The organism is Streptomyces sp. NPDC001153 (assembly GCF_053598315.1).
Map to the genome: position 1 here is coordinate 67,147 of NZ_JBSFJZ010000016.1, position 20,556 is coordinate 87,702.

At 72.4% G+C, this 20,556-nt stretch carries 17 protein-coding genes, 1 pseudogene and 1 riboswitch; of the genes and pseudogenes, 9 read left to right on the forward strand and 9 right to left on the reverse strand.

Annotated elements, in window-relative coordinates; genetic code table 11:
• Window positions 1–27 precede the first annotated feature (27 nt).
• Window positions 28–822: a class II aldolase/adducin family protein gene (locus ACWDEN_RS19815; RefSeq protein WP_351618174.1), complete on the forward strand. Its 795-nt coding sequence runs from the start codon at window positions 28–30 to the stop codon at window positions 820–822.
• 31 nt (window positions 823–853) lie between these two features.
• Here ACWDEN_RS19815 and ACWDEN_RS19820 read toward each other — a convergent pair whose 3' ends face one another.
• Window positions 854–1,741, reverse strand: coding sequence for a DUF4429 domain-containing protein (locus ACWDEN_RS19820; protein ID WP_450859772.1), 888 nt, complete (start codon window positions 1,739–1,741; stop codon window positions 854–856).
• 190 nt (window positions 1,742–1,931) lie between these two features.
• On the opposite strand from ACWDEN_RS19820, the gene ACWDEN_RS19825 reads away from it, so the two are divergent.
• The 3 genes from ACWDEN_RS19825 to ACWDEN_RS19835 all read left to right on the forward strand — a co-directional run bounded on the left by ACWDEN_RS19825 (window position 1,932) and on the right by ACWDEN_RS19835 (window position 4,123).
• Entirely contained in the window at window positions 1,932–3,212 is a 1,281-nt protein-coding gene (locus tag ACWDEN_RS19825; protein WP_450859773.1) for a hypothetical protein, read from the forward strand.
• A 23-nt stretch (window positions 3,213–3,235) separates the two neighbouring features.
• Window positions 3,236–3,379, forward strand: a complete 144-nt coding sequence (locus ACWDEN_RS19830; protein ID WP_450859774.1) for a hypothetical protein — start codon at window positions 3,236–3,238, stop codon at window positions 3,377–3,379.
• A 213-nt stretch (window positions 3,380–3,592) separates the two neighbouring features.
• Complete coding sequence (locus tag ACWDEN_RS19835) at window positions 3,593–4,123, forward strand: DoxX family membrane protein (protein WP_351618183.1); 531 nt, start codon at window positions 3,593–3,595, stop codon at window positions 4,121–4,123.
• Window positions 4,124–4,177: 54 nt separating this feature from the next.
• On the opposite strand, the gene ACWDEN_RS19840 is transcribed toward ACWDEN_RS19835, so the two are convergent.
• Window positions 4,178–4,387 (reverse strand): hypothetical protein, encoded by a 210-nt coding sequence (locus ACWDEN_RS19840; RefSeq protein ID WP_228621160.1) that lies wholly within the window; start codon window positions 4,385–4,387, stop codon window positions 4,178–4,180.
• Window positions 4,374–5,828, reverse strand: a complete 1,455-nt coding sequence (locus tag ACWDEN_RS19845) for a PspC domain-containing protein (RefSeq protein WP_450859775.1) — start codon at window positions 5,826–5,828, stop codon at window positions 4,374–4,376. Before ACWDEN_RS19845 ends, ACWDEN_RS19840 begins: the two co-directional genes overlap by 14 nt.
• Window positions 5,829–6,039: 211 nt before the next feature.
• Between ACWDEN_RS19845 and ACWDEN_RS19850 the strand changes: the two genes are divergently transcribed.
• The gene (locus ACWDEN_RS19850; RefSeq protein ID WP_450859776.1) at window positions 6,040–7,329 is read left to right on the forward strand and encodes an ATP-binding protein; all 1,290 of its coding nucleotides are present in this window, start codon (window positions 6,040–6,042) and stop codon (window positions 7,327–7,329) included.
• Window positions 7,326–8,069, forward strand: coding sequence for a response regulator transcription factor (locus tag ACWDEN_RS19855; RefSeq protein ID WP_351618192.1), 744 nt, complete (start codon window positions 7,326–7,328; stop codon window positions 8,067–8,069). The genes ACWDEN_RS19850 and ACWDEN_RS19855 overlap by 4 nt, the downstream gene beginning before the upstream one ends.
• A gap of 17 nt (window positions 8,070–8,086) precedes the next feature.
• Here the strand turns inward: ACWDEN_RS19855 and ACWDEN_RS19860 are convergent, their stop codons facing one another.
• Window positions 8,087–9,154: an NlpC/P60 family protein gene (locus tag ACWDEN_RS19860; RefSeq protein WP_450859814.1), complete on the reverse strand. Its 1,068-nt coding sequence runs from the start codon at window positions 9,152–9,154 to the stop codon at window positions 8,087–8,089.
• 429 nt (window positions 9,155–9,583) lie between these two features.
• Here ACWDEN_RS19860 and ACWDEN_RS19865 point away from each other — a divergent pair, with 429 nt between their 5' ends.
• Window positions 9,584–9,937, forward strand: a complete 354-nt coding sequence (locus ACWDEN_RS19865; RefSeq protein ID WP_351618194.1) for a hypothetical protein — start codon at window positions 9,584–9,586, stop codon at window positions 9,935–9,937.
• A 3-nt stretch (window positions 9,938–9,940) separates the two neighbouring features.
• On the opposite strand, the pseudogene ACWDEN_RS19870 reads toward ACWDEN_RS19865, so the two are convergent.
• Together ACWDEN_RS19870 and ACWDEN_RS19875 are read right to left on the reverse strand one after the other, a co-directional pair.
• A pseudogene (locus ACWDEN_RS19870) lies at window positions 9,941–10,886 on the reverse strand (tellurite resistance/C4-dicarboxylate transporter family protein).
• A gap of 493 nt (window positions 10,887–11,379) precedes the next feature.
• Window positions 11,380–12,570: a C40 family peptidase gene (locus tag ACWDEN_RS19875; protein WP_351618199.1), complete on the reverse strand. Its 1,191-nt coding sequence runs from the start codon at window positions 12,568–12,570 to the stop codon at window positions 11,380–11,382.
• A gap of 7 nt (window positions 12,571–12,577) precedes the next feature.
• Window positions 12,578–12,749, reverse strand: a riboswitch (cyclic di-AMP (ydaO/yuaA leader).
• A gap of 262 nt (window positions 12,750–13,011) precedes the next feature.
• On the opposite strand from ACWDEN_RS19875, the gene pcrA reads away from it, so the two are divergent.
• Window positions 13,012–15,504 (forward strand): DNA helicase PcrA, encoded by a 2,493-nt coding sequence (pcrA, locus tag ACWDEN_RS19880; RefSeq protein ID WP_450859777.1) that lies wholly within the window; start codon window positions 13,012–13,014, stop codon window positions 15,502–15,504.
• A 28-nt stretch (window positions 15,505–15,532) separates the two neighbouring features.
• Here the strand turns inward: pcrA and ACWDEN_RS19885 are convergent, their stop codons facing one another.
• A complete protein-coding gene (locus ACWDEN_RS19885; RefSeq protein ID WP_351618205.1) occupies window positions 15,533–17,053 on the reverse strand; it encodes a M23 family metallopeptidase in 1,521 nt (506 codons plus the stop codon).
• Window positions 17,054–17,275: 222 nt separating this feature from the next.
• Window positions 17,276–18,127: an esterase/lipase family protein gene (locus tag ACWDEN_RS19890; RefSeq protein ID WP_351618207.1), complete on the reverse strand. Its 852-nt coding sequence runs from the start codon at window positions 18,125–18,127 to the stop codon at window positions 17,276–17,278.
• Between the two features lie 225 nt (window positions 18,128–18,352).
• Between ACWDEN_RS19890 and ACWDEN_RS19895 the strand changes: the two genes are divergently transcribed.
• Entirely contained in the window at window positions 18,353–18,775 is a 423-nt protein-coding gene (locus tag ACWDEN_RS19895; RefSeq protein WP_351618209.1) for a cobalamin B12-binding domain-containing protein, read from the forward strand.
• On the opposite strand, the gene ACWDEN_RS19900 is transcribed toward ACWDEN_RS19895, so the two are convergent.
• Window positions 18,751–20,502: a DUF5691 domain-containing protein gene (locus ACWDEN_RS19900; protein WP_450859778.1), complete on the reverse strand. Its 1,752-nt coding sequence runs from the start codon at window positions 20,500–20,502 to the stop codon at window positions 18,751–18,753. The genes ACWDEN_RS19895 and ACWDEN_RS19900 overlap by 25 nt on opposite strands.
• Window positions 20,503–20,556: the final 54 nt, after the last annotated feature.

Sequence of the window (20,556 nt, forward strand, 5' to 3'; positions counted from 1 at the left end):
TACAGCAATTCCAGCGCTGGAGGACCTATGCACGGGCCCACCCCGCCCCTGCCGCTGCCCACCGACCAGCTGCGGTTCGCCATGCCGCCGATGTTCGACTCGGTGGAGGACGAGCGCCGGCACCGCAAGGAGCGGCTCGCCGGTGCGCTGCGGATCTTCGGGCGGGCCGGGCTCGAGGACGGCGTCTCGGGGCACATCACCGCCCGCGACCCGGAGTTCACCGACTGCTTCTGGGTCAACCCCTTCGGGATGCCGTTCAAGCACGTCACCGTCGGCGATCTCGTCCTCGCCAACCAGGACGGGCAGGTCGTCGAGGGCCGCTACCACGTCAACCAGGCCGCCTTCACCGTGCACGCCCAGGTCCACGCCGCCCGCCCGGACGTCGTCGCCGTCGCCCACTGCCACTCCGTGTACGGCCGTGCCCTCGCCGCGCTCGGCGAGCTGATCGACCCCCTCACCCAGGAGAGCTGCGCCTTCTACGAGGACGTGGCCCTCTACGACGCCTACACCGGCGTCACCGTGGACATCGAGGAAGGCCGCCGGATCGCCGGGGCCCTCGGCTCCCGCAAGGCGCTCGTGCTGCGCAACCACGGACTGCTCACCGTCGGTGACTCGGTGGACGCCGCCGCCTGGTGGTTCCTGTCCATGGAGCGGTCCTGCCAGGTGCAGCTGACGGCGAAGGCCGCCGGCCGCCCGGTGCTCATCGACCACAAACTGGCCGTCGCCACCCGCGAGCAGCTCGGCGGCGACCTGGTGGCCTGGATCAACTACCAGCCCCTGTGGCAGGACATCAGCCGCAGCGAGCCGGACCTGCTCAGCTGACCCGAAGCCTCGGCGGGGAGGCCGGGCCCGCTCAGCCGAAGCCTCTCAGCACGGCTGCCTTGGTCATCGCGAACTCCTCGTCCGTGAGCACCCCGTCCCGGTGCAGTTCCCCCAACTCCCGCAGCCGGCACAGCAGTACGTCATGGTGGTCGGCCTGCTCCGGTACGGCCGCACGCTGCCGGTCCCGGCCGCCGTGGGCGCCGACCGTGCGGGTGGAGGGATGCGGCAGCCGGGCGGTGACGGCCGTCGCGACCAGCGCGGTCAGCAGATCGCGCCGCACGCTGCCCCACAGGTCCAGGGTGTAGGGGTCCCGCTCGGGCGGCAGCTTGGAGAACGCCGTCTCCGGGGTCACGAACCGCAGGAAGCCGTCCTCGTACCCGGAGTTGGGCAGCCACTCCACCTGCACCAGGTCGCCCAGGGCGATGATCCGCGGGCCGGTCGCGCGTTTGACCCGGTCGGAGGTGTCGGCCCAGTCGATGCGCACCTGCGTGCCGTCGAAGGACACCGTGCCGTCGGAGGACCGCACGGACACCGGCACCGGCGGGCCCGGCAGCAGATAGGCGGTCGTGGGTTCCTTCGTGACCCGGTCGAGGAGCAGGGCGTGCCGGATCTCCTCGGCGACGTACTCCGCGACGCCGCCGCGGTCCACGTCCACCGTCAGCCGGTAGGGATCCGCCGCATCCGGCAGCCGCCCGCCCGTCGCCTGCAGCAACGGGTCGGCGCCCTCGCGCAGCCGCATCCGCAGCCGGCCACGCTTGCGCTCGGGTTCCCAGACCACCTCCGAGACCGCCTCCAGCGGCACGGAGATCTCCCCGTACGTCTGCCGGAACAGCGGAACGCAGCGGTGCAGTCCGGGGGTGATCCGGATCGTGCTGCCGTCGAAGGCCCAGGTCCCGTCCCGCTGGATGATCTCGGCCATACGGAAATTCTCGCAGCCGGGTCAACACGGCGGCCCGTACTTCACCCGCCGTGACCCGGCCCGAGCGCCCCGGACGGCCCGGCGTAGGGCACAATTCGCTGTCGACGCAGGGCAGTTGCGCGGCGGTGAGGCCTTCCGGCGAAGGTCCCTCCGACGTGCCGGAAGGTCGTGGGGAAGGCGGGCGCCGGTCGTGGCGGTGCAGGAGGCGAGACAGGGCACGGGTGCCGAGGGGATCCACGAGGGCGGCTGCACCTGCGGGGACTGCCCGCACGGCGCCCGGGAGGGACACCGGCGGGCCGTCGCCGCGTTCCTGCGCCGACGGGACGAGTTCGCGGCCGGGCAGGGCCTGCCGGTGGCCGTGGCGCACTCGGCCTCGGCGTCCCGCCAGTGGGTCTCCGAGGAACTGACCCAGACGGCGGAGGCCGTCGCCGAACGCGGGCGCGCCGAGGGCGAGGCCTGGCTGGCCCGCCTGTGGCTGCGCACGGTGTGCGTGGCGTGGGGCGCGGTGCTCGCGCTGCTGCTCGGGGAGGCGCTCACCGCGGTCGGCGCGGGCTGGGCCGGCGCCCGCACCGCGGGCCTGACCGCCGCGCTCGTCGTCGCCGGTGTGTTCAGCGCCGCCTCCTGGCTGCACCGGGCGCGCGGCGGGGCGCTGGCCCCGGTGATCGGCGAGGACAACCGGATGTCCACCTCCCGTACGGTCGCCGCCTGCTGGGTGCTGTTCGTCGGCTACGCCGTCCTGCTGCTGGCCACCCGCCTGGCCGCCGCCTCCGACCACGCCGAACGCGACGCCCTGATCTCCGGCCTCGACCTCGCGCGGGGCGCGGGCGTGGTGACCGTCCTCGCCGTGGTGTGCGGCATCGCCGTGCTGGTCCGCCGGGTGGTGGGCCTGCGCATCCTGGCGCAGCGGCTGCAGAAGGTGCCGGCGCACCGGCCGCGCGCCGCCGACCTGCTCACCGACGACTCCGGGCGGGGCGCCTTCACCGACATCCAGTACGTCGCCATCCACGCCGTCGCCCTGCTGTTCGCCGCCGTACGGCTGGCCCGCCGCCCCGACCAGCTGCCCGACCTGCCCTGGGGGCTGGGCGTGGTGGTGCTGATCTCCGCCCTGACCTACCTGGCCGGCAAGTACACCGAGGGCGGCCGCCCGGTCGTCCTCTCCGTGGTCCGCGCCCGTGAAATCGGCGACTTGGACGGGCCGATCCGCACCGGCGACGACATCGAGATCCGTGGCGCCGGTTTCGTGCCGCCCGGCGCCCACAGCGCCGACCGGCTCTCCCGCATGGTGGTCCGCATCGGCAGCGTCGACGTGCACGTCCCGCTGATTCCCGTCACCGGCGGCTTCAGCAACCCCACCGACAGCGTCCTGACCGTGCCCGTACCGGCCGACGTCGAGCCCGGCGCGGTGGAGGTGCAGGTGGTCACCGCGGCCGGGGTGGCGACCAACCGCTGTATCGTCCAGATCACCGAGTGAGCGGCGGGGGGAACGGCCGGCCGATGAGCGGGAGCGTCCTGTCGTTGACCACGGCCGGCCCGCACGGCCGGCCCGCACGGCCGGCCGGCACCGGAGGCCGGCACCTGCCCGACGTGTACGACGAGCCGGGCGATGGCCTGACCACCCTCGGCACCACCACCCCCTGACGCACCACCGCCACCTCCCTGGACCGACTGGACTTCGACCGGCCGTGCGGGCACGGCCCGTTTCGAGATCGCCCCCCGGAAACCACAGCGCCCCCCGCTCATCCAGGCGCCGAAATCCGGAAAAACATCCGGGTTGGGATTGAACTGCGCCTCCTTGTCGTACGTATGGTCAACTGAGGGGCGGGACGTCGGGCGAGAGGGCGGTTTGCGGCGATGACTCACGGCATTCGGACGGACACGCACATGAACCGGATGAACGGCCCGGGAGGCTGGCGGGACACCGCCGCCCACTACGCCCTCCTGCCCCTGCGCGTCTTCCTCGGCGTCACGTTCATCTACGCCAGCCTGGACAAGCTCACCAGCAGCTCCTTCCTGAAGTCCGGCGGGGCCGGGTCCATCGGTGACACCATGCGCTCGGCCCGCGACTCCGCCGCCATCCCGGCCCTGGTCGACCTGGCCCTGAAGGCCCCGGTCGGCTTCGGCTACGCCATCGCCCTCGGTGAACTGGCCGTCGGCATCGGCACCCTGCTCGGTCTGCTCGCCCGGCTGGCCGCGCTCGGTGGCGCGATGATCTCGTTCAGTCTGTGGATGACGGTGAGCTGGTCGACGACCCCCTACTACTACGGCAACGACCTCGCCTACTTCATGGCCTGGATCCCCCTGATCCTCGCCGGGGCCCCCTACCTCTCCGTGGACGCGGCCTGGCGAGCCCGCCGCCGGCAGCGACTGGGCGGCTATCGCTAGCGGCCGTACACCCACCGATCGCCGGACACCCACCAGCCCGCTGGACCGCGACCGTCAGCCGCTCTCGGCGTCGCCCCGTCTGCGTATCCCCCGGGCCACGGCTGCCGTGGCACCGGCGAGGAACAGGCCGCCCACGATCAGCGGCACGACCGCGAACCACGGCGTCTCCCACAGGCCGCCCGCATCCCCCGCGAAGACCACGCCGGTGGCGGTGAGGAAGAGCCCGGCGACCAGCTTCCCGGGCTGGAACTCATGACGCAGCACGATCGACCTCCACCTGTCCCGCACCGACCCTCAGCGTGAGGTCCAGCGTGCCGGCGTCCTTGGCACCCTTGGCCGGCGCCAGCGTCACGTTCTTGAGCCTGCGCGGCTGCACGTCCACGTCCTTTCTGCTCTCCCCGGGCAACCGGATGTCGCCGAGGCCCACCTCGATGTTCATCCGGAGGGTCGCGTCCGCCGGCGCGATCACCTTCAGCTGTCCCGCACCCACGTGGGCGTCCGTCGCGACCGTCCGCCCCTTGCCCGGGCGCACCCGGCTCAGGTCCAGCGTGAAGCGCCCGGTGCCCAGGTCGTACGCCGGCCGTACCTGCGCCGCCGCGGCGGGCGTCCAGGAGGTGTCTCTCCAGTGGGTGGTGATGTCCTTGGGCATGGCCGCCGCCCCGGCGAGCAGCGCTGCCGTGACGATCGCCAGGAAGACCGTCCCGGCTCCCGTGCGGCCCAGGAACGCGCTGACCGTGATGCCCAGGCCGAACACCGCGAGCGCGCACGCCAGACCGGTCTGCAGACTGGTGCCCAGCGGGTGCGTGCCCCAGGTCAGTCCGGAGCCCAGGCCGCCCGCCACCAGGGCGAGCAGGAACACCCAGCCGCCGATCCAGCGCGGGCCGCGCGGTCTCGGGGCCGCACTGGGCCGCGGCTGTATGGAGGTCTGGTGGCCGTGGTGCGTCCAGGGGGTGGCGATGCCGACGTCGACCACCGAGGTGAGGTCCGGGTCGCGGGTGCCGCCGGGCCCCCACAGATAGCCGGTGCCGCCGACATGGGTGCCGTCCTTGACGATCGGGTCCCGCCACCACGACGGGTAGACGGTGACGACCGGCGGCGCCTGGGCCTCCGGCGGCGCGTCGGCGGCGGCTTGGGCGGCGAGCGGGTCGGGGTCGGGGGCGCCGCGCCGCCGTGACCAGTACCCGGCACCTGCCAGCAGCAGGGAGAGCACCACGGCGAAGGCCAGCACCCCGCCGTTTCTCAGCATGGTCAGGAAGATCCCGCAGCCGACCAGGGCGAACAGCACGGCGGCGAGCGCCTGGCCGTCGACCCGGCCCGTCAGGAGCTTGCGGACCTCGTTCTCCTCCTCGTCCTCGTACGGCACCAGCAGCCAGGCGAAGCCGTAGAAGATGAGGCCGATGCCGCCGGTCGCGGACAGCACGGCCAGAGTGATCCGGAAGATCAGCGGGTCCATGTCGGTGTGCCGGCCGAGGCCCGCGCACACGCCCGCGATCATCTTGTGCCCGCGGTCGCGCCGGAACCGCTCGAGGGCCCCGGCGCCGGGCTGCTCCTGGTCCTGCTGCTGTGCGCCGGCCTGCGTGCCGGCGCCGGCCGCTCCCGTCTTCTCCGTCGCGGCGGGCGCGGCATCCGTCGGTCCGGTGCCCGGGGCCGGGCGCGGGCCGGAGCCGGGTCCCGGACCCGTCGCGGCGTGCTCGTGATCCGTCATGCGTCCATGGTGACGGCCCGGCCGCCGCGGCGGCAGTCGGGACGACCCTGGCCGAACCCTGAAATCGGCCCTGAGACGAGGCGGGGAACCGTTCGAGCCGCACGTGACCAGCCCTGCGAGGTGCTCCCCGACCCGGCCCCGAGGAAGATCAGGGGTGTCTCGGGGGCCGACCCTGATGCCTGGCCCCGCCGGGCGTGTGACCATCGTTGGCATGCCGGAAGCCGCAAGCCTGCCAGTCGACGACCCGCGGCCGCCGCGCAAGCTCTACCGCAGCAGCGACGGACGCTGGCTCGGCGGAGTGGCGCGGGGCCTCGCCGGGCATCTCGGGCTGCCCGTCATCTGGGTCCGGCTCGCCTTCGTCGGCCTGTTCATGGCGAACGGCCTCGGCGCGTTGCTCTACGCGGCGTTCTGGTTCTTCGTCCCGCTGGGCGTCGGCGGCGTCGGCGGTCACAAGCCGCCGTTGGCCGCCGCCGAGACCGCGCCGGGCGGCCGCCGCAGACTCGTGGCCCGCAAGCCGGACCGCGGGCAGATCGTCGCGCTGCTCCTCATGGTCGTCGTGTCCATCGTGTTCGTGGGCAGCGTGAACCTGACCAGCGCGGCCAAGGCCTATCTGCTGCCCGCCGTCCTCGTCGCGGCCGGGGTCGCCCTCGTCTGGCGCCAGGCCGACAACGCCCGCCGGGCCCGCTGGGTCGAGGTCGGCCGTCGGCGCCGCACCCTCACCCTGCTGCGCGCGGCCGGCGGTGTCCTGCTCGTCACGGCCGGTGTGTCCGCCATTTTCGTGCTGCAGGGCTCGGCCGCCCATCTCGGCGCGGTCCTCCAGGCGGCCCTCGCCGTCATCGTCGGCATCACGCTCCTCGCCGGCCCGTATCTGGTCCGCATGACCCAGGACCTGTCGGAGGAGCGCCTGATGCGCATCCGTGCCCAGGAGCGAGCGGAGGTCGCCGCCCACGTCCATGACTCCGTGCTGCACACCCTCACGCTGATCCAGCGCAACGCCGACAACGCGGGCGAGGTGCGCCGTCTCGCCCGCGCCCAGGAACGCGACCTGCGCACCTGGCTGTACAAGCCGGAGGGCACCGGCAAGGACGAGGCGGACGAGCCGGACACGATCGCCGAGGCGGTGCGGCGCAACGCCGCCGAGGTGGAGGACAAGCACGGCGTGCCCATCGAGGTCGTCATAGTCGGCGACTGCCCGCTGGACGAGAGGACCGGCGCGCAGATGCAGGCCGCGCGCGAGGCGATGGTGAACGCCGCCAAGTACGGTGGCGAGGGCGGTGCCGTACAGGTCTATGCCGAGGTCGAGGGGAGGACGGTCTTCGTGTCCGTGCGCGACCGCGGTCCCGGTTTCGACCTCGACTCGATACCCGCCGACCGCATGGGCGTCAGAGAATCGATCATCGGCCGCATGGAGCGCCACGGCGGCACGGCCCGGCTGCGGTCGGTGCCGGGCGGCGGCACGGAGGTCGAGCTGGAGATGGAGAGGGCGGAGAAGACGTCATGAGCGACGCGACCGAGGCGAACGGCACTGCGGGTGCCCCCGAGGGGGCCGGTTCCGGGGCTGCCGACGGCGGCGCGGGCGGACGGCACGTACAGGTGGTGCTGGTGGACGACCACCGGATGTTCCGCACCGGTGTCCAGGCCGAGATCGGGCAGACCGCCGAGACCGGTGTCGAGGTGGTCGGGGAGGCCGCGGACGTCGACCAGGCGGTCACGGTCATCACCGCCACCCGGCCCGAGGTGGTCCTCCTCGATGTGCACCTGCCGGGCGGCGGTGGCGTCGAAGTGCTGCGCCGGTGCGCGGCGTTGATGACGGACGCCGAGCGGCCCGTGCGCTTCCTCGCGCTGTCCGTGTCGGACGCGGCGGAGGACGTGATCGGTGTGATCCGCGGCGGCGCCCGCGGCTATGTCACCAAGACCATCACCGGCACCGACCTGGTCGACTCCATCTTCCGTGTCCAGGAGGGCGACGCCGTCTTCTCCCCGCGCCTGGCCGGGTTCGTCCTGGACGCCTTCGCCTCCACCGACGCCCCGCCCGTGGACGAGGACCTCGACCGCCTCACCCAGCGCGAGCGCGAGGTGCTCCGTCTGATCGCCCGTGGCTACGCCTACAAGGAGATCGCCAAGCAGCTGTTCATCTCGGTGAAGACGGTCGAGTCCCATGTCTCGGCGGTCCTGCGCAAGCTCCAGCTGTCCAACCGCCATGAACTGACCCGCTGGGCGACGGCCCGCCGGCTGGTCTGATCCCTACGGGCCCGCCCCTAGGCCACCCGGGTCGCCCCCGCGAACGGCATCAGGTCGAGCGGGGCCAGCCGGACCGGTGCCGAGGGGTTCGGAGCGTGGATGATCTGCCCGTTGCCCACGTAGATCCCGACGTGGCTGATCCCGGAGTAGAAGAACACCAGGTCACCAGGCTGGAGTTCGGAGCGGGAGACGCGCCGGCCCGCGTTGATCTGGGCGTAGGTGGTGCGGGGCAGGGAGATGCCGGCGGAGCGGTAGGCGGCCTGGACCAGGCCCGAGCAGTCGAAGGCGTTCGGGCCGGCCGCGCCCCACACATAGGGGCTGCCGAGCTTGGCGTAGGCGTAGTCGACGGCGGCCGCGGCGCGTGTGTTCGAGGCGGTGTCCGAGCCGGCCTGCTCCAGGGCGTCCCGGGTGTCCGAGGCCGAGCGGGAGGCACGTCCCGGTGCGGCGCCGTCACCACCGGTGACCTGGGTCCGCTGCTGCGGAGGGAGCAGCGCCAGCAGCCGCCGGGCCTCGTCCAGCTTGCCGGTGACGGTCCTCTTCCGCCGTTGCAGCTCGGCCTGCCGGGACCGCAGCGACTTCAGCTCGATGCGTGCCGCGCCCCGCAACTGCTCGATCTCCCGCAGCTGTCCGCGTACCCGGGACACCGCAGCGGCCTGCCGGTCACCGGCCCGCTCCACGAACGCGGCGTCGTCCAGGTACCGGTCGGGGTCGCCGGACAGGGCCAGCTGCCAGGCCGGTGCGAAGCCGCCCTCGCGGTACTGCGCCGCCGCGAACGAACCCAGCGCGTTCCGGGCGATGTCGAGCTTCTGCTGTTTGCGGGCGGTCTCGTCCCGCAGCGCGTTCAGCTGCCGCTGCTCCGCGTCAGCCTGCTCCTTCGCGCCGTCGTACTTCTCGGTCGCGGCCTCGGCCTCCTGGTACAGCTTGTCCACCTCGGCCTTCACCTGTGCCGGAGTCAGCCGCGGCTCGGCGTGTCCCGTCCCGTCGAACCCCGTCGCGGTGGCGGCGCCCGCCAGGGCGAGCGTGGCTGCCGTCCGGGCCGTATGGCCGCCCGTCGAACGTTGCCGGGGCTTGCGGTGCGCTGCCACCTGGACCGTCACGTCCTTCCGTACGACTCGCACGACCGAGGGGTCTGTGCGTCCGGCGGCGGCCCGCACAGGGGAAGCAGGCCGCCGCCGGACCCTTCTCGGCGGTGGTGGCCGACGGCCGCCCCTGGCCCGGGCGGCGATGGGGAGCCGGTCACCTGGGGGAGGACGCTAGGCCCGATTGTGACGAGCGTGTAACGCGGTGTACGGAACTGGCTTCGACGGAACGGGATGTGACCGCATGTGATCGCATCGCCGTTCCGGAGTCGTCGGCTTCACGCAGCGTGGTGACCGAAGCGCGGAAAGCGGTACGGACGGGATGCGCACGGTGCTATGGGGCGCATATATGCAAGATCGCCGGCGGGCTCGCCGACCGCTGTGACCGGGGCCGGTGGCAGGGGGCTGTGGGGCCCCTGGTTAGGCTCCGGGCCCATGGACGTACTCATCCATCTCTTCGTCGGCCTGCACATCATCGGCATCGCCGCGCTGCTCGGCGGTTTCCTCACCCAGATGAAGGCGATGGGCCAGGGCACGGCCCGGTTCGTGCCCGGGATGCTGCACGGCGCGCTGACGATGCTGGTCACCGGCGTGGCCCTGGTTGGTCTCAACCAGGCCGACGACCACCATGTCAACACCTTCAAGATCGGCGTCAAGCTGGCGCTGCTGATCGTGATCCTCGGGCTGGTCTACGTCAAGCGCGACGAGGAGAAGATCGACAAAAGCCTGTTCGGAGTGGTCGGCGCGCTGACCATGACGAACATCTTCATCGCCGTCCTGTGGACCTGACGGTCAGCCGTCCCCGCCGCCGGCGCGGGCCGCGCGCACCGCACCGGCGGCGACCGCGAGCCACGCCGCCACCGCAGCCCACAGCAGCACCCGTCCCGGCCGGTCGAGCCACGGGACGCCGAGGGCGGTGCCGACGGGCAGGGCCGCCACCGCCGTCATCCCGATCGGGAACACCGTCGCCCACCGCAGCACGTCGTAGCCGGGCCGGGGCCGTACGACGTACCAGACCAGATCCAGCACGAGCAGTGCCGTCGTCACAGTGCGCAGCGCACCGCGGTCGTCGTCGTTCCACAGGTACATGCCCGCGTCCCCGGCGATGAGCAGGTTCGCCCCGGCCAGCGCCGAGATCGCGAGCGCAACGCCCGCGAATCCACTGGTCGCCCGCGCCCTCCAGCACCTGCCGTATGTCGAAGCGGGCCAGCGCCAGGCCGTAGAGCACCAGGCCCAGCCAGAACAGCACCAGCGCGGTGTGCGCGAGCCACGCCGTGCGCTCGGCCGCGGCGAGCGTGGCGCCCAGTACGGCGAGCCCCTCTGTGGCCACACAGCACAGGAATACCGCGCCCGGCATGCGCGGCCTCCAGCGCCGTACGACCATGACCAGCAGCACCGGCCAGAGCAGCGCCGCGAGCGCCAGCAGTGCCTCGGCCAGGGTCTGCCCGCCCAGCGCCGAGACCCGGGTGCCGAGCACCGTGGTCGCGGCCACGGAGGTCAGCGCGCCCAGGCTCTCCGCCTCGGTCACCCAGCGCTCGCGCTCGCCGACCAGCCGCAGGACGAATGCGGCGGCCAGCGCGGCCCAGGCGACGCCCGCCATCGCCAGCACCACCCGTGAGACCGATTCGGCGCCGGTCATGCGCAGCCCCACCGACACCACGCCGGTCGCCATCACGGCGGCCCCGGCCGCAGGGGACCGCTCCGCCCACCAAGCGCGCAGACCTGAGATGCCGGGCATGCGCCCGATGCCAGGCAGCCGCGGCGTCCCTGCCCTAAGGGCACGCGCGCGTGAAGAGCGAAAACGCCGGTACGCGCGCGTGGTGGCAGGGAGGTCGCACGTGTGCGTGGTGGCAGGGGAGGCCCGCGCGGGCGTGGGGAGGCAGGGGAGCCCCGCGCGGGCGGGGGAGACAGGGGAGGCCGCGCGCGGGCGTGGGGGCGGGCGAGGCCGAGCGTGTCCGGAGGCAGAAGGGCCACGCATGTCCGGCGGCAGGGAACGCGGCAGCGAAGACTGCACCCGGGCATCGGCGCAGGAAAGACCGGCACGCGTGTGCGGGAATCAGCGGTCCGGGTGGCGAGGCTCAGGGCGTCGGCAGGGCGTGCGTGGGCGTGTGGATCCGGCGGCCCCGGGCACGGGAGACCACGACTCCCGCACGCGCGCGTGCACGTGCACTGCGGTGGCACGCGCGCGTGGAGCGGGAGGGGCTGGGCCGCGCCGGTGGTCCGGGGGGCGGTCAGCCCGGTCGGACCACGCTGTGGATGATCGACTCGCCGCCGTAGTAGATCGACTCCTCACGGACGTACGCGCCCGGCTTCGGGGCGTGGATCATCATGCCGTTGCCTATGTAGATGCCGACGTGGCTGATGTCGTCGTAGAAGAAGACCAGATCGCCCGGCCGCGCGTCGGCGAGCGAGACCGTGGTGCCCGCGTTGACCTGGTCGTACGTGGTGCGCGGAAGCGTGACGCCGGCGGCTCTCCAGGCGGCCTGGGTGAGGCCCGAGCAGTCGTAGGAGTCCGGCCCGATGGCGCCCCACACATACGGCTTGCCGATCTGCGCGCGGGCGAAGGCGAGCGCCTTCTCGGCCTTCGTGTCGTACGAGCCGGTCGTCGTGGACCCGGTCGAGCCGGAGCCCGTCGAACCGGATCCGGATCCGGACCCCGTGGGCGATGACGACGAGGAGGACGACGGTGACGACGAGGCGGCCTGCTGCTGAGCCGCCTGCTGCTTCGCCAGCTCGGCCGCCTTGCGCGCCGCCTCCTGCTGCTTCTCCCGCTCGATGGCGGCCAGGCGCGCCTTCTCCTGGGCCGACAGCTGCGACAGCAGCTCGCGCGCCGAGGCCAGCTTCTTCTGGACGGTGGCCTTGGCGGTCTGCAGGTCGTGCTGTGAGTCGGTCAGCGTCTGCAGGCTCTGCGCGGCCTCCCGCCGCTGCTTCATGGTCGCGGCCTGCTCGCCGATGTAGTCGTCGACCGCGCTCTTCTCCCGCGAGGTCAGCCGGTTCATCAGCTGGGTCTGGTCGAAGTAGTCCTGCGGGTCGTTGGCCAGCAGGAAGGTGGCCGTGCCGGGAGCGGCGGCACCGGTGCGGTACTGCGCCGCGGCGAAGGAGCCCAGTTCCTCGCGGGCCTTGTTGAGGCGTGCCGTGCGCCGGGCGACGTCGTCGCGCAGGGCGTCGACGCGGCCCCGCTGTCTGACGGACCGCTCCTTGGCCGCGTCGTACTTCTCGGTCGCCGACTCCGCCTGGCGGTACAGGTCGTCGACCTTCTTCTCGACCTCCTCCAGGCTCGGCTTGGTGCGATCGGTACTCGGGGCGGCCTCTGCGGTCTGCGAGAGCACGGCCATGGAGGTGAGGGCGGCGGTGGCGAGGGCGGGGGTGCGAAGGCCCGATCCGATGGATCCGCCGGGGCGCGTCTTGCGGTGCGACGCCAAGGGAGGCGACTCCTTCCAATGGGCCGCCTACCGGGTTAGCTGTCGGGTTCGGGCGGTGGTTCGGAAGGGTTGCCCTACGGCGGCGTCCCGGGTGGGAGCCGGCCGATTCACCCCAGAGGTCGGTGGGTCCCCGGCTCCGGGCGCCCTGCGGGGCACACCGGACTCGGCGGAGGCCGTGCGGCCCGGCGAGGTTCGCCGGTAGGGGTCGTACGGCCCGCACGCACGCTAGCCAACTCGTGTGACTCCTGTGAAGGTTGGTGCGTGATATGTCCGATACATTTTCGTGACCTGGGGCAGGTTTCGCTCCTGTGTCATCGGGCGGTTCCGTTGTGTGAGCAGGCGGAGGCTCATTCCGCGGTCACGATCAACTCTCTTCCGGAACCGGCCATGTTCCGGGGACTGCGACCGGTTGTCGGTGGGGCGCCCTAGACTCGGAGAGCGATGAGCAGCCTCTTTGACGACAGCTTCCTGGCGGACCTCCAGGCCCCTCGCGGGCACGAGGAGGAGCCCCCGCCGCCGCCCGACGACGATCACGCTCCGGAGCCGCTTCCGGACGATCTGTTCGGCGGGAAGTTCGACGCGCCGCCGGACCGGGACGCGTACTACCGCGACGGCGCCCCGCGCCCCGCGATCGACTCGGCGGCGCTGCTGGAAGGGCTGAACGACAACCAGCGGGCCGCGGTCGTGCACGCCGGTTCCCCGCTGCTCATCGTGGCCGGCGCCGGCTCGGGCAAGACCCGCGTGCTCACCCACCGCATCGCCCATCTGCTCGCCGAGCGGCACGTGCACCCGGGCCAGATCCTCGCGATCACCTTCACCAACAAGGCCGCGGGCGAGATGAAGGAGCGTGTCGAGCAGCTCGTCGGCCCGCGCGCGAACGCGATGTGGGTGATGACCTTCCACAGCGCGTGCGTGCGCATCCTGCGCCGCGAGTCGAAGAAGCTCGGCTTCACGTCGTCGTTCTCGATCTACGACGCCGCCGACAGCAAGCGCCTGATGGCCCTGGTCTGCCGCGACCTGGACCTCGACCCCAAGCGCTTCCCGCCGAAGTCGTTCAGCGCCAAGATCAGCAACCTGAAGAACGAGCTGATCGACGAGGAGGACTTCGCCGCCCAGGCCACCGACGGCTTCGAGAAGACCCTCGCCCAGGCCTACGCGCTCTACCAGTCGCGCCTGCGCGAGGCCAACGCGCTCGACTTCGACGACCTGATCATGACGACGGTCAACCTCCTGCGCGCCTTCCCCGACGTCGCCGAGCACTACCGCCGCCGTTTCCGGCACGTCCTCGTCGACGAGTACCAGGACACCAACCACGCCCAGTACGCGCTGGTGCGGGAACTCGTCGGCACAGGGGAGCGCTCCGCCGAGGAGGGCGACACCCCGCCCGGCGGGTACGACCTCCCGCCCGCCGAACTGTGCGTCGTCGGTGACGCGGACCAGTCGATCTACGCCTTCCGGGGCGCGACGATCCGCAACATCCTGCAGTTCGAGGAGGACTACCCGAACGCGACGACGATCCTGCTGGAGCAGAACTACCGCTCCACGCAGACCATCCTGTCCGCCGCCAACGCGGTCATCGAGCGCAACGAGTCCCGCCGCCCGAAGAACCTGTGGACCAACGCCGGGCAGGGCGCGCGGATCACCGGCTACGTCGCCGACACCGAGCACGACGAGGCCCAGTTCGTCTCCGACGAGATAGACCGCCTGGTCGACGCGGGCGAGGCCAAGGCGGGTGACGTCGCCGTCTTCTACCGCACCAACGCCCAGTCCCGTGTCTTCGAAGAGGTCTTCATCCGTGTCGGCCTGCCCTACAAGGTCGTCGGCGGTGTCCGCTTCTACGAGCGCAAGGAGGTCCGGGACGTCCTGGCCTACCTGCGCGTCCTCGCCAACCCCGAGGACTCGGTGCCGCTGCGCCGCATCCTCAACGTGCCCAAGCGCGGCATCGGCGAGCGCGCCGAGGCGATGATCGACGCCCTCGCCCAGCGCGAGAAGGTCAGCTTCCCGCAGGCGCTCAAGCGCGTGGACGAGGCGTACGGCATGGCCGCGCGCTCCACCAACGCCGTCAAGCGGTTCAACACGCTGATGGAGGATCTGCGTACGATCGTCGAGTCCGGCGCGGGCCCCGCGACCGTCCTGGAGGCGGTGCTCGAACGCACCGGCTATCTGGCCGAGTTGCAGGCCTCCACCGACCCGCAGGACGAGACTCGCATCGAGAACCTCCAGGAACTCGCGGCCGTGGCCCTGGAGTTCGAGCAGGAGCGCGGCGAAGGCGAGGCCACTTCGCTGGCCGACTTCCTGGAGCAGGTGGCGCTGGTCGCCGACTCCGACCAGATCCCCGACGAGGACGAGGAAGGCTCCGGCGTCATCACCCTGATGACCCTGCACACCGCCAAGGGCCTGGAGTTCCCCGTCGTCTTCCTGACCGGCATGGAGGACGGCGTCTTCCCGCACATGCGCGCCCTCGGCCAGACCAAGGAGCTGGAGGAGGAGCGGCGCCTGGCGTACGTCGGCATCACACGCGCGCGGGAGCGGCTCTACCTCACGCGGTCGACGATGCGCAGCGCCTGGGGCCAGCCGTCGTACAACCCGCCCTCCCGCTTCCTGGAGGAGATCCCGGCCACCCATGTGGACTGGAAGCGGACGGGAGCGACGGCGCCGGTGTCCTCCGGCCCGGCCTCCGGGATCGCGGCCTCGCTGTCCTCGAGCCGCTCGCGCTCCTCGGCGTCGGGCGCGTCCGGGTTCGCCACCCGGCGGACCACGGAGAAGCCGGTGGTCGCGCTGGCCGTCGGGGACCGGGTCACCCACGACCAGTTCGGGCTCGGCACGGTCGTCGGTGTGAAGGGCACGGGCGCGAACGCGGAGGCCACGATCGACTTCGGCGACACCAAGCCGAAGCGGCTGCTGCTGCGGTACGCGCCGGTGGAGAAGCTGTAGGGGCCCCGGGGGCTCAGGCCCCCGGGTTCTACGTCGGGTCGAGCCCGTGGCTGCGCAGCCACGGCAGCGGGTCTATGGCCGCCCCGCCCGCGGGCCGTACCTCGAAGTGCAGGTGCGGGCCGGTGGAGTTGCCGGAGTTGCCGGAGTAGGCGATCGGCTGGCCGGCCTTGACGGACGTCCCGGCGGGAACGCGGTAGCTGGACAGATGGCAGTACCAGGTCTCGGTGCCGTCCTTCGCCGTCACGATCATCATGTTGCCGTAGGCGCTGTTCCACTTGGTGGAGACGACGCCGTCGGTCGCGGCCATCACCGTGGTGCCGTACGAGACGGGGAAGTCGATGCCCGTGTGCACGGACATCCAGTTCACCCCGGCCTGCCCGAAGTAGGCGCTGAGCCCCTTCTGCAAGACCGGCAGCACGAACTTGGGGCGCAGCCGCTCCTTGAGCGCGGCCGCTGCGGCGGCCTTCTTCTTCTCCAGCTCCTGCTGGTTCTTGAGGTCGAGCCGTTCCTGTGTCCGGCTCGCCCGGTCGGCGAAGTCGTGAGCGCCGGCGGACAGGGTGTTGAGCTGGGTGTCCAGCTTGCTGTTGGCGGCCGAGGCCTTGACCGTGTGCGCGTCCGAGGCGGAGACGGAGGTGTCCTGGCCGTTGCCGCTCAACGCGCCGACCGAGGCTGCGGCGATGCCGGCGACGCCCACCACACAGGCCGAGGGCACGGCGACGGTGAGCAGCGCGGAGCGCTTGGGGGTCGTACGACGGCGGGAGCGCGCGGCGCTGCGTGCGCCGGCGCGGGTCGTCGGCACGCTCTCTTCCTGGTCGTCCAGCAGGCCGGGCCCGGCGGACGGTTCGTCCGCGGCCTCCGACTCGTTCGACTCGTCGTCCCCGGTGTGGGGTTCGCCGAACGCGGTGGCCTCGTACGCCGCCTCGTCCTCGTACGGGCCCTGCTGGTACGGCACCTGCGCGAAGGCCGCGGTCGCCTGCGGGTCGCCGACCTGGTCGAAGACGGCGGTGGTCTGCTGGACGAACGGTTCGCCAGCCTGCTCGGCCGCCGCCGGCACGGCCTGGCCACCGGAGTTCCACTGCGTCGCGTCGAACGTGCCCGACTCGAAGGTCTGGGTGCCCCACGCCCACTGCTGGGTCGGTTCGGCGATACCCGACTGGTCGGGCTGCAGCCAGGCGCTCGCGTCCCACTGGCCGCTGATGTCGTTGCCCGTCGCCTGGGCGGGGATGGTCCAGGAGGCGGAGTCGTGGACGCCGGAGTCGTAGGCGCTGTGGTGCTGGGCCGTGTACGGGTCGTAGCCCGGGGTCTGGCCGGTCTGCCACTGCGTGCTGTCGTACGCGCCGGTGCCCTGCTCCCCGGGCAGGCTGCCGAAGAGCGGGTCCGTGGAGAAGGAGCCGGTGGTGTCCGGAAAACCGGTGGTGTCGTAGCCGCCGTACGTGGTGAAGTCGCCGTAGGGGGCTCCATGCGTTCCGTACGGCGCGTAGTGCGCGGCGGAGGCGTCGGAAGCCGGGGCCGGGGTGGTCATGGTCCCCGACGGGTGACGGTCGTTCACCAACTTCTCTTTCGCCTCGACAACAGGGGCTGCCAGAGCAGTGCGGCGACTGTACCCGCCGGTACCTGGGCGCGACAATCTTCAGCTGGTTTCGCGCCCGCCGTAAACGGGCATTCGGCGGCGTTTCGGGGGGCGCCGGACACGAGTTTGGCCGAGAGTTCGATTGACGTTCGATGTGTGGTGACTGTTCGTCACCTGTGCGTCACTCCGCCGTCGGAAATGTCACGCCACCGTCAGGTCGCCGGCGACACGGTCCCCGGGGTGCGGGGCGTCGAGCGCCTCGCGTATCCCGGCCGCGACGGCGGGGTGCACGGGCAGGGCGAGATGCCCGATGCCGGTCACCCGGACGTTCTGCGCGTCGAGGTCGGGGTGCTCCAGGCAGGCCGTCTGCAGCGGCACCATCACGGAGTCCAGGTCGCTCCAGAAGCTGACGAACCGGGTACGGCAGCCGGGCGCGGGCCGGGTCAGCTCCTCGATGACCCCCGAACCGGGCCGCATCTGGCGCACGATCGGATGGGCGTTGGCCAGCGGAGCCGCGCTGGTCCCGGAGTGCGGTGTACCCAGCGTGACGAGGGTGCGCACCCGCAGGTCGCCACCCAGGCACTGAACGTAATAACGGGCTATCAGCCCGCCGAGGCTGTGCCCCACGATGTCGACCCGGTCGCTGCCGGTGCGCTCGCAGATCTCCTCGAGGTGCCGGCCGAGCAGCTCGGCTGCGGCGCGGATGTCGCAGGTCAACGGGGAGTAGTTGAGCGAAATGACGCGCTGCCTGCCGTGCTGGGCGAGGTTGCGGCGCAGCAGCAGGAACACCGAGCGGTTGTCGATGAAACCGTGCAGCAGCACCACCGGCGGGCCGGACCGAACCGGCAGCTGGGCGGTGCCGTCGCCGGCGGGCAGGGCGGGGGAGCGGCGCTCCTGGGTGAGGCCGGTCGGGTACAGCAGGAGATGGCCGGCCAGGATCGCGGCCTCGAGGGCGGTCGCCTTCAGCAGTGCCACGGAGATTCCGGCGATTCTGCCGGGCCACAGGCGCCGGCAGAACGGGAGAAAGAGCGGCAGTACTCCGGTGACCTTCATGGGCCGACCTCCTGTCGGCACGCCGGAGGACGGCTCGATCCCCCGTGTGCCCTCATGTCCCACCATGTGATTTCCCCCTCGCTGCGCACCGTAAAACTGCCGGTTGCGGGATGCTGGAGATAACGTTCGTTCACTTCGCGACGGGTGGCGGAACGCGCCAAAAGTGCGGTACTTGTCGTTACGGACGGAAGCGATCGCTTCCGTGGTCGTTTGATGGAGGCAGTGATGGGTGTGGCAGCCGGTCCGATCCGCGTGGTGGTCGCCAAGCCGGGGCTCGACGGCCACGATCGAGGGGCCAAGGTCATCGCGCGGGCCCTGCGCGACGCCGGTATGGAGGTCATCTACACCGGGCTCCACCAGACGCCGGAGCAGATCGTGGACACCGCCATCCAGGAGGACGCCGACGCGATCGGCCTGTCCATCCTCTCCGGCGCGCACAACACGCTGTTCGCCGCGGTGATCGACCTGCTCAAGGAGCGCGACGCCGAGGACATCCTCGTCTTCGGCGGCGGCATCATCCCGGAGGAGGACATCCCGCCGCTCAGGGAGAAGGGCGTCGCGGCGATCTTCACACCGGGCGCGACGACCGCGTCGATCGTGGAGTGGGTGCGGGAGAACGTCCGTCAGGCGGCCGCGTCCGGCGGCTGAGCGGCTGCCTCCAGTGGCTGAGCGGCTGCCTCCGGCGGTTGGGCGGCTGCTTCCGGCGGTCGGGCCGACGGCTCGGTGCGGCCGGAGAGCGGGGGCCGGTCCGGGGCGAGTTCCGCGGTCATCTCCGCCCGCAGCCGCAACGTGGTCACCAGCCGCTGGAACGCCTCCGCCCAGTAGCCTCCGGCCCCCGGCGCGGCGTCCTCCCGTTCGTCCGGTATCGCCAGCAGCGCCTCGAGCCGGGTGGCCTCCGCGGGGTCCAGGCAGCGCTCGGCCAGCCCCATCACCCCGCTGAAGCTCCAGGGGTAACTGCCCGCGTCCCGCGCGATGTTGAGCGCGTCCACGACAGCCCGGCCCAGCGGCGCGGCCCAGGGCACCGCACACACCCCGAGCAGCTGGAACGCCTCCGACAGCCCGTGCGTGGCGATGAACCCGGCCACCCACGCCGCCCGTTCCGCCGGGCCCAGGGAGGCCAGCAGCTTCGCGCGTTCCGCCAGCGACACCGCGCCGGGCCCGCCGGCCTCCGGCGCCGACGGCGAGCCGAGCAGCGCCCTCGACCACTCGGCGTCCCGCTGCCGCACCGCCGCCCGGCACCAGGCCGCGTGCAGCTCGCCCTGCCAGCCGTCCGACACCGGCAGCGCCACGATCTCCTGCGCCGTCCGGCCGCCGAGCCGTCCCGGCCACGTGCCCAGCGGCGCTGCCTCCACCAACTGCCCCAGCCACCATGAGCGTTCCCCTCTCCCTGTGGGAGGTGTGGCCACCACACCATCGCGCTCCATGCCGGAGTCGCACTCGAGCGGCGCCTCCACCGCGATCGCCGGTCCGTTCCCCGTGCGGTCGAGGGCCACACAGGCCGCGGCCCGTACGGCCATGCGCGCGGCGAGCGCCGAAGCGGGCAGCGCCGACAGCAGTTCCGCCGCCGTCGCCCGCACATTGCGGCTGCGGTCGCCCAACGCCTGCTCCAGGAAGGGCTCGTCCGCGGCGGACAGGCCCGTGCGCAACGAGTCGAGGAACATCAGCCGGTCCTCCGCCCGCTCCGTCGGCCAGGTCGACGCGAGCAGCTCGCGCGCGAGCGCGGGCGTACCGGCGCGCAATGCGCCCAGCAGGGCCACCCGCTCGGCGAACAGCCCCTCCTGCCACAGCCTGCGCACGGCCTCGCTGTCGCCGGGCTCGGGAAGCGCGGTGCCCCCGCCAGGGGCCGCGCGCAGCGCGAAGCGCCAGTCCGTGTTCAGCCGGGCCAGCCACAGCGCCCGCGGTCCCGCGAACGCCAGCGCCGCCGGACGCAGGTCCGTACGGCCGCGGGCCGCGTCCAGCAGGGCGGGAAGCGTCTGCGGGGGTGCCGCGTACCCGTGCGCGTTGGCCGCCGCCAGCCACTGCGGGAGCAGTTCCATGAGGTCCGGTGAGCTGCCCCGGCGGCCACCGCTTCCGCCGCCGGAACGGTCGGCCAGCAACGTGGTGAGCCTGCGGGCCGCCGCGGCGGGCAGGGCCGGACGGGGATCCTCGGGCGCCGGGTCCGGCCGGCGTGCCGAGCGCGCGGGCCGTAGCCCGGCCCGCCGCCGTACGGTCGCCACGGCGGCCTCGTCGAGCAGCGCCAGGGGTGCCTCCCGGCCGGACCCGGCGTACGCCGCGGGGCGCCGGTCGGTGCCGAGCAGAGCGGTGGTGACCAGGTCTTCCCAGGAGCCGGCCGGGGCCCCGCCGTCCACGTCGGCCGGAGTCGTCGTCCCGTTCATCGCGTTCCCTTCCCTGCGAGTGTCCGAGGGGTGCCGGTGCGTTCTGCCTTCCGG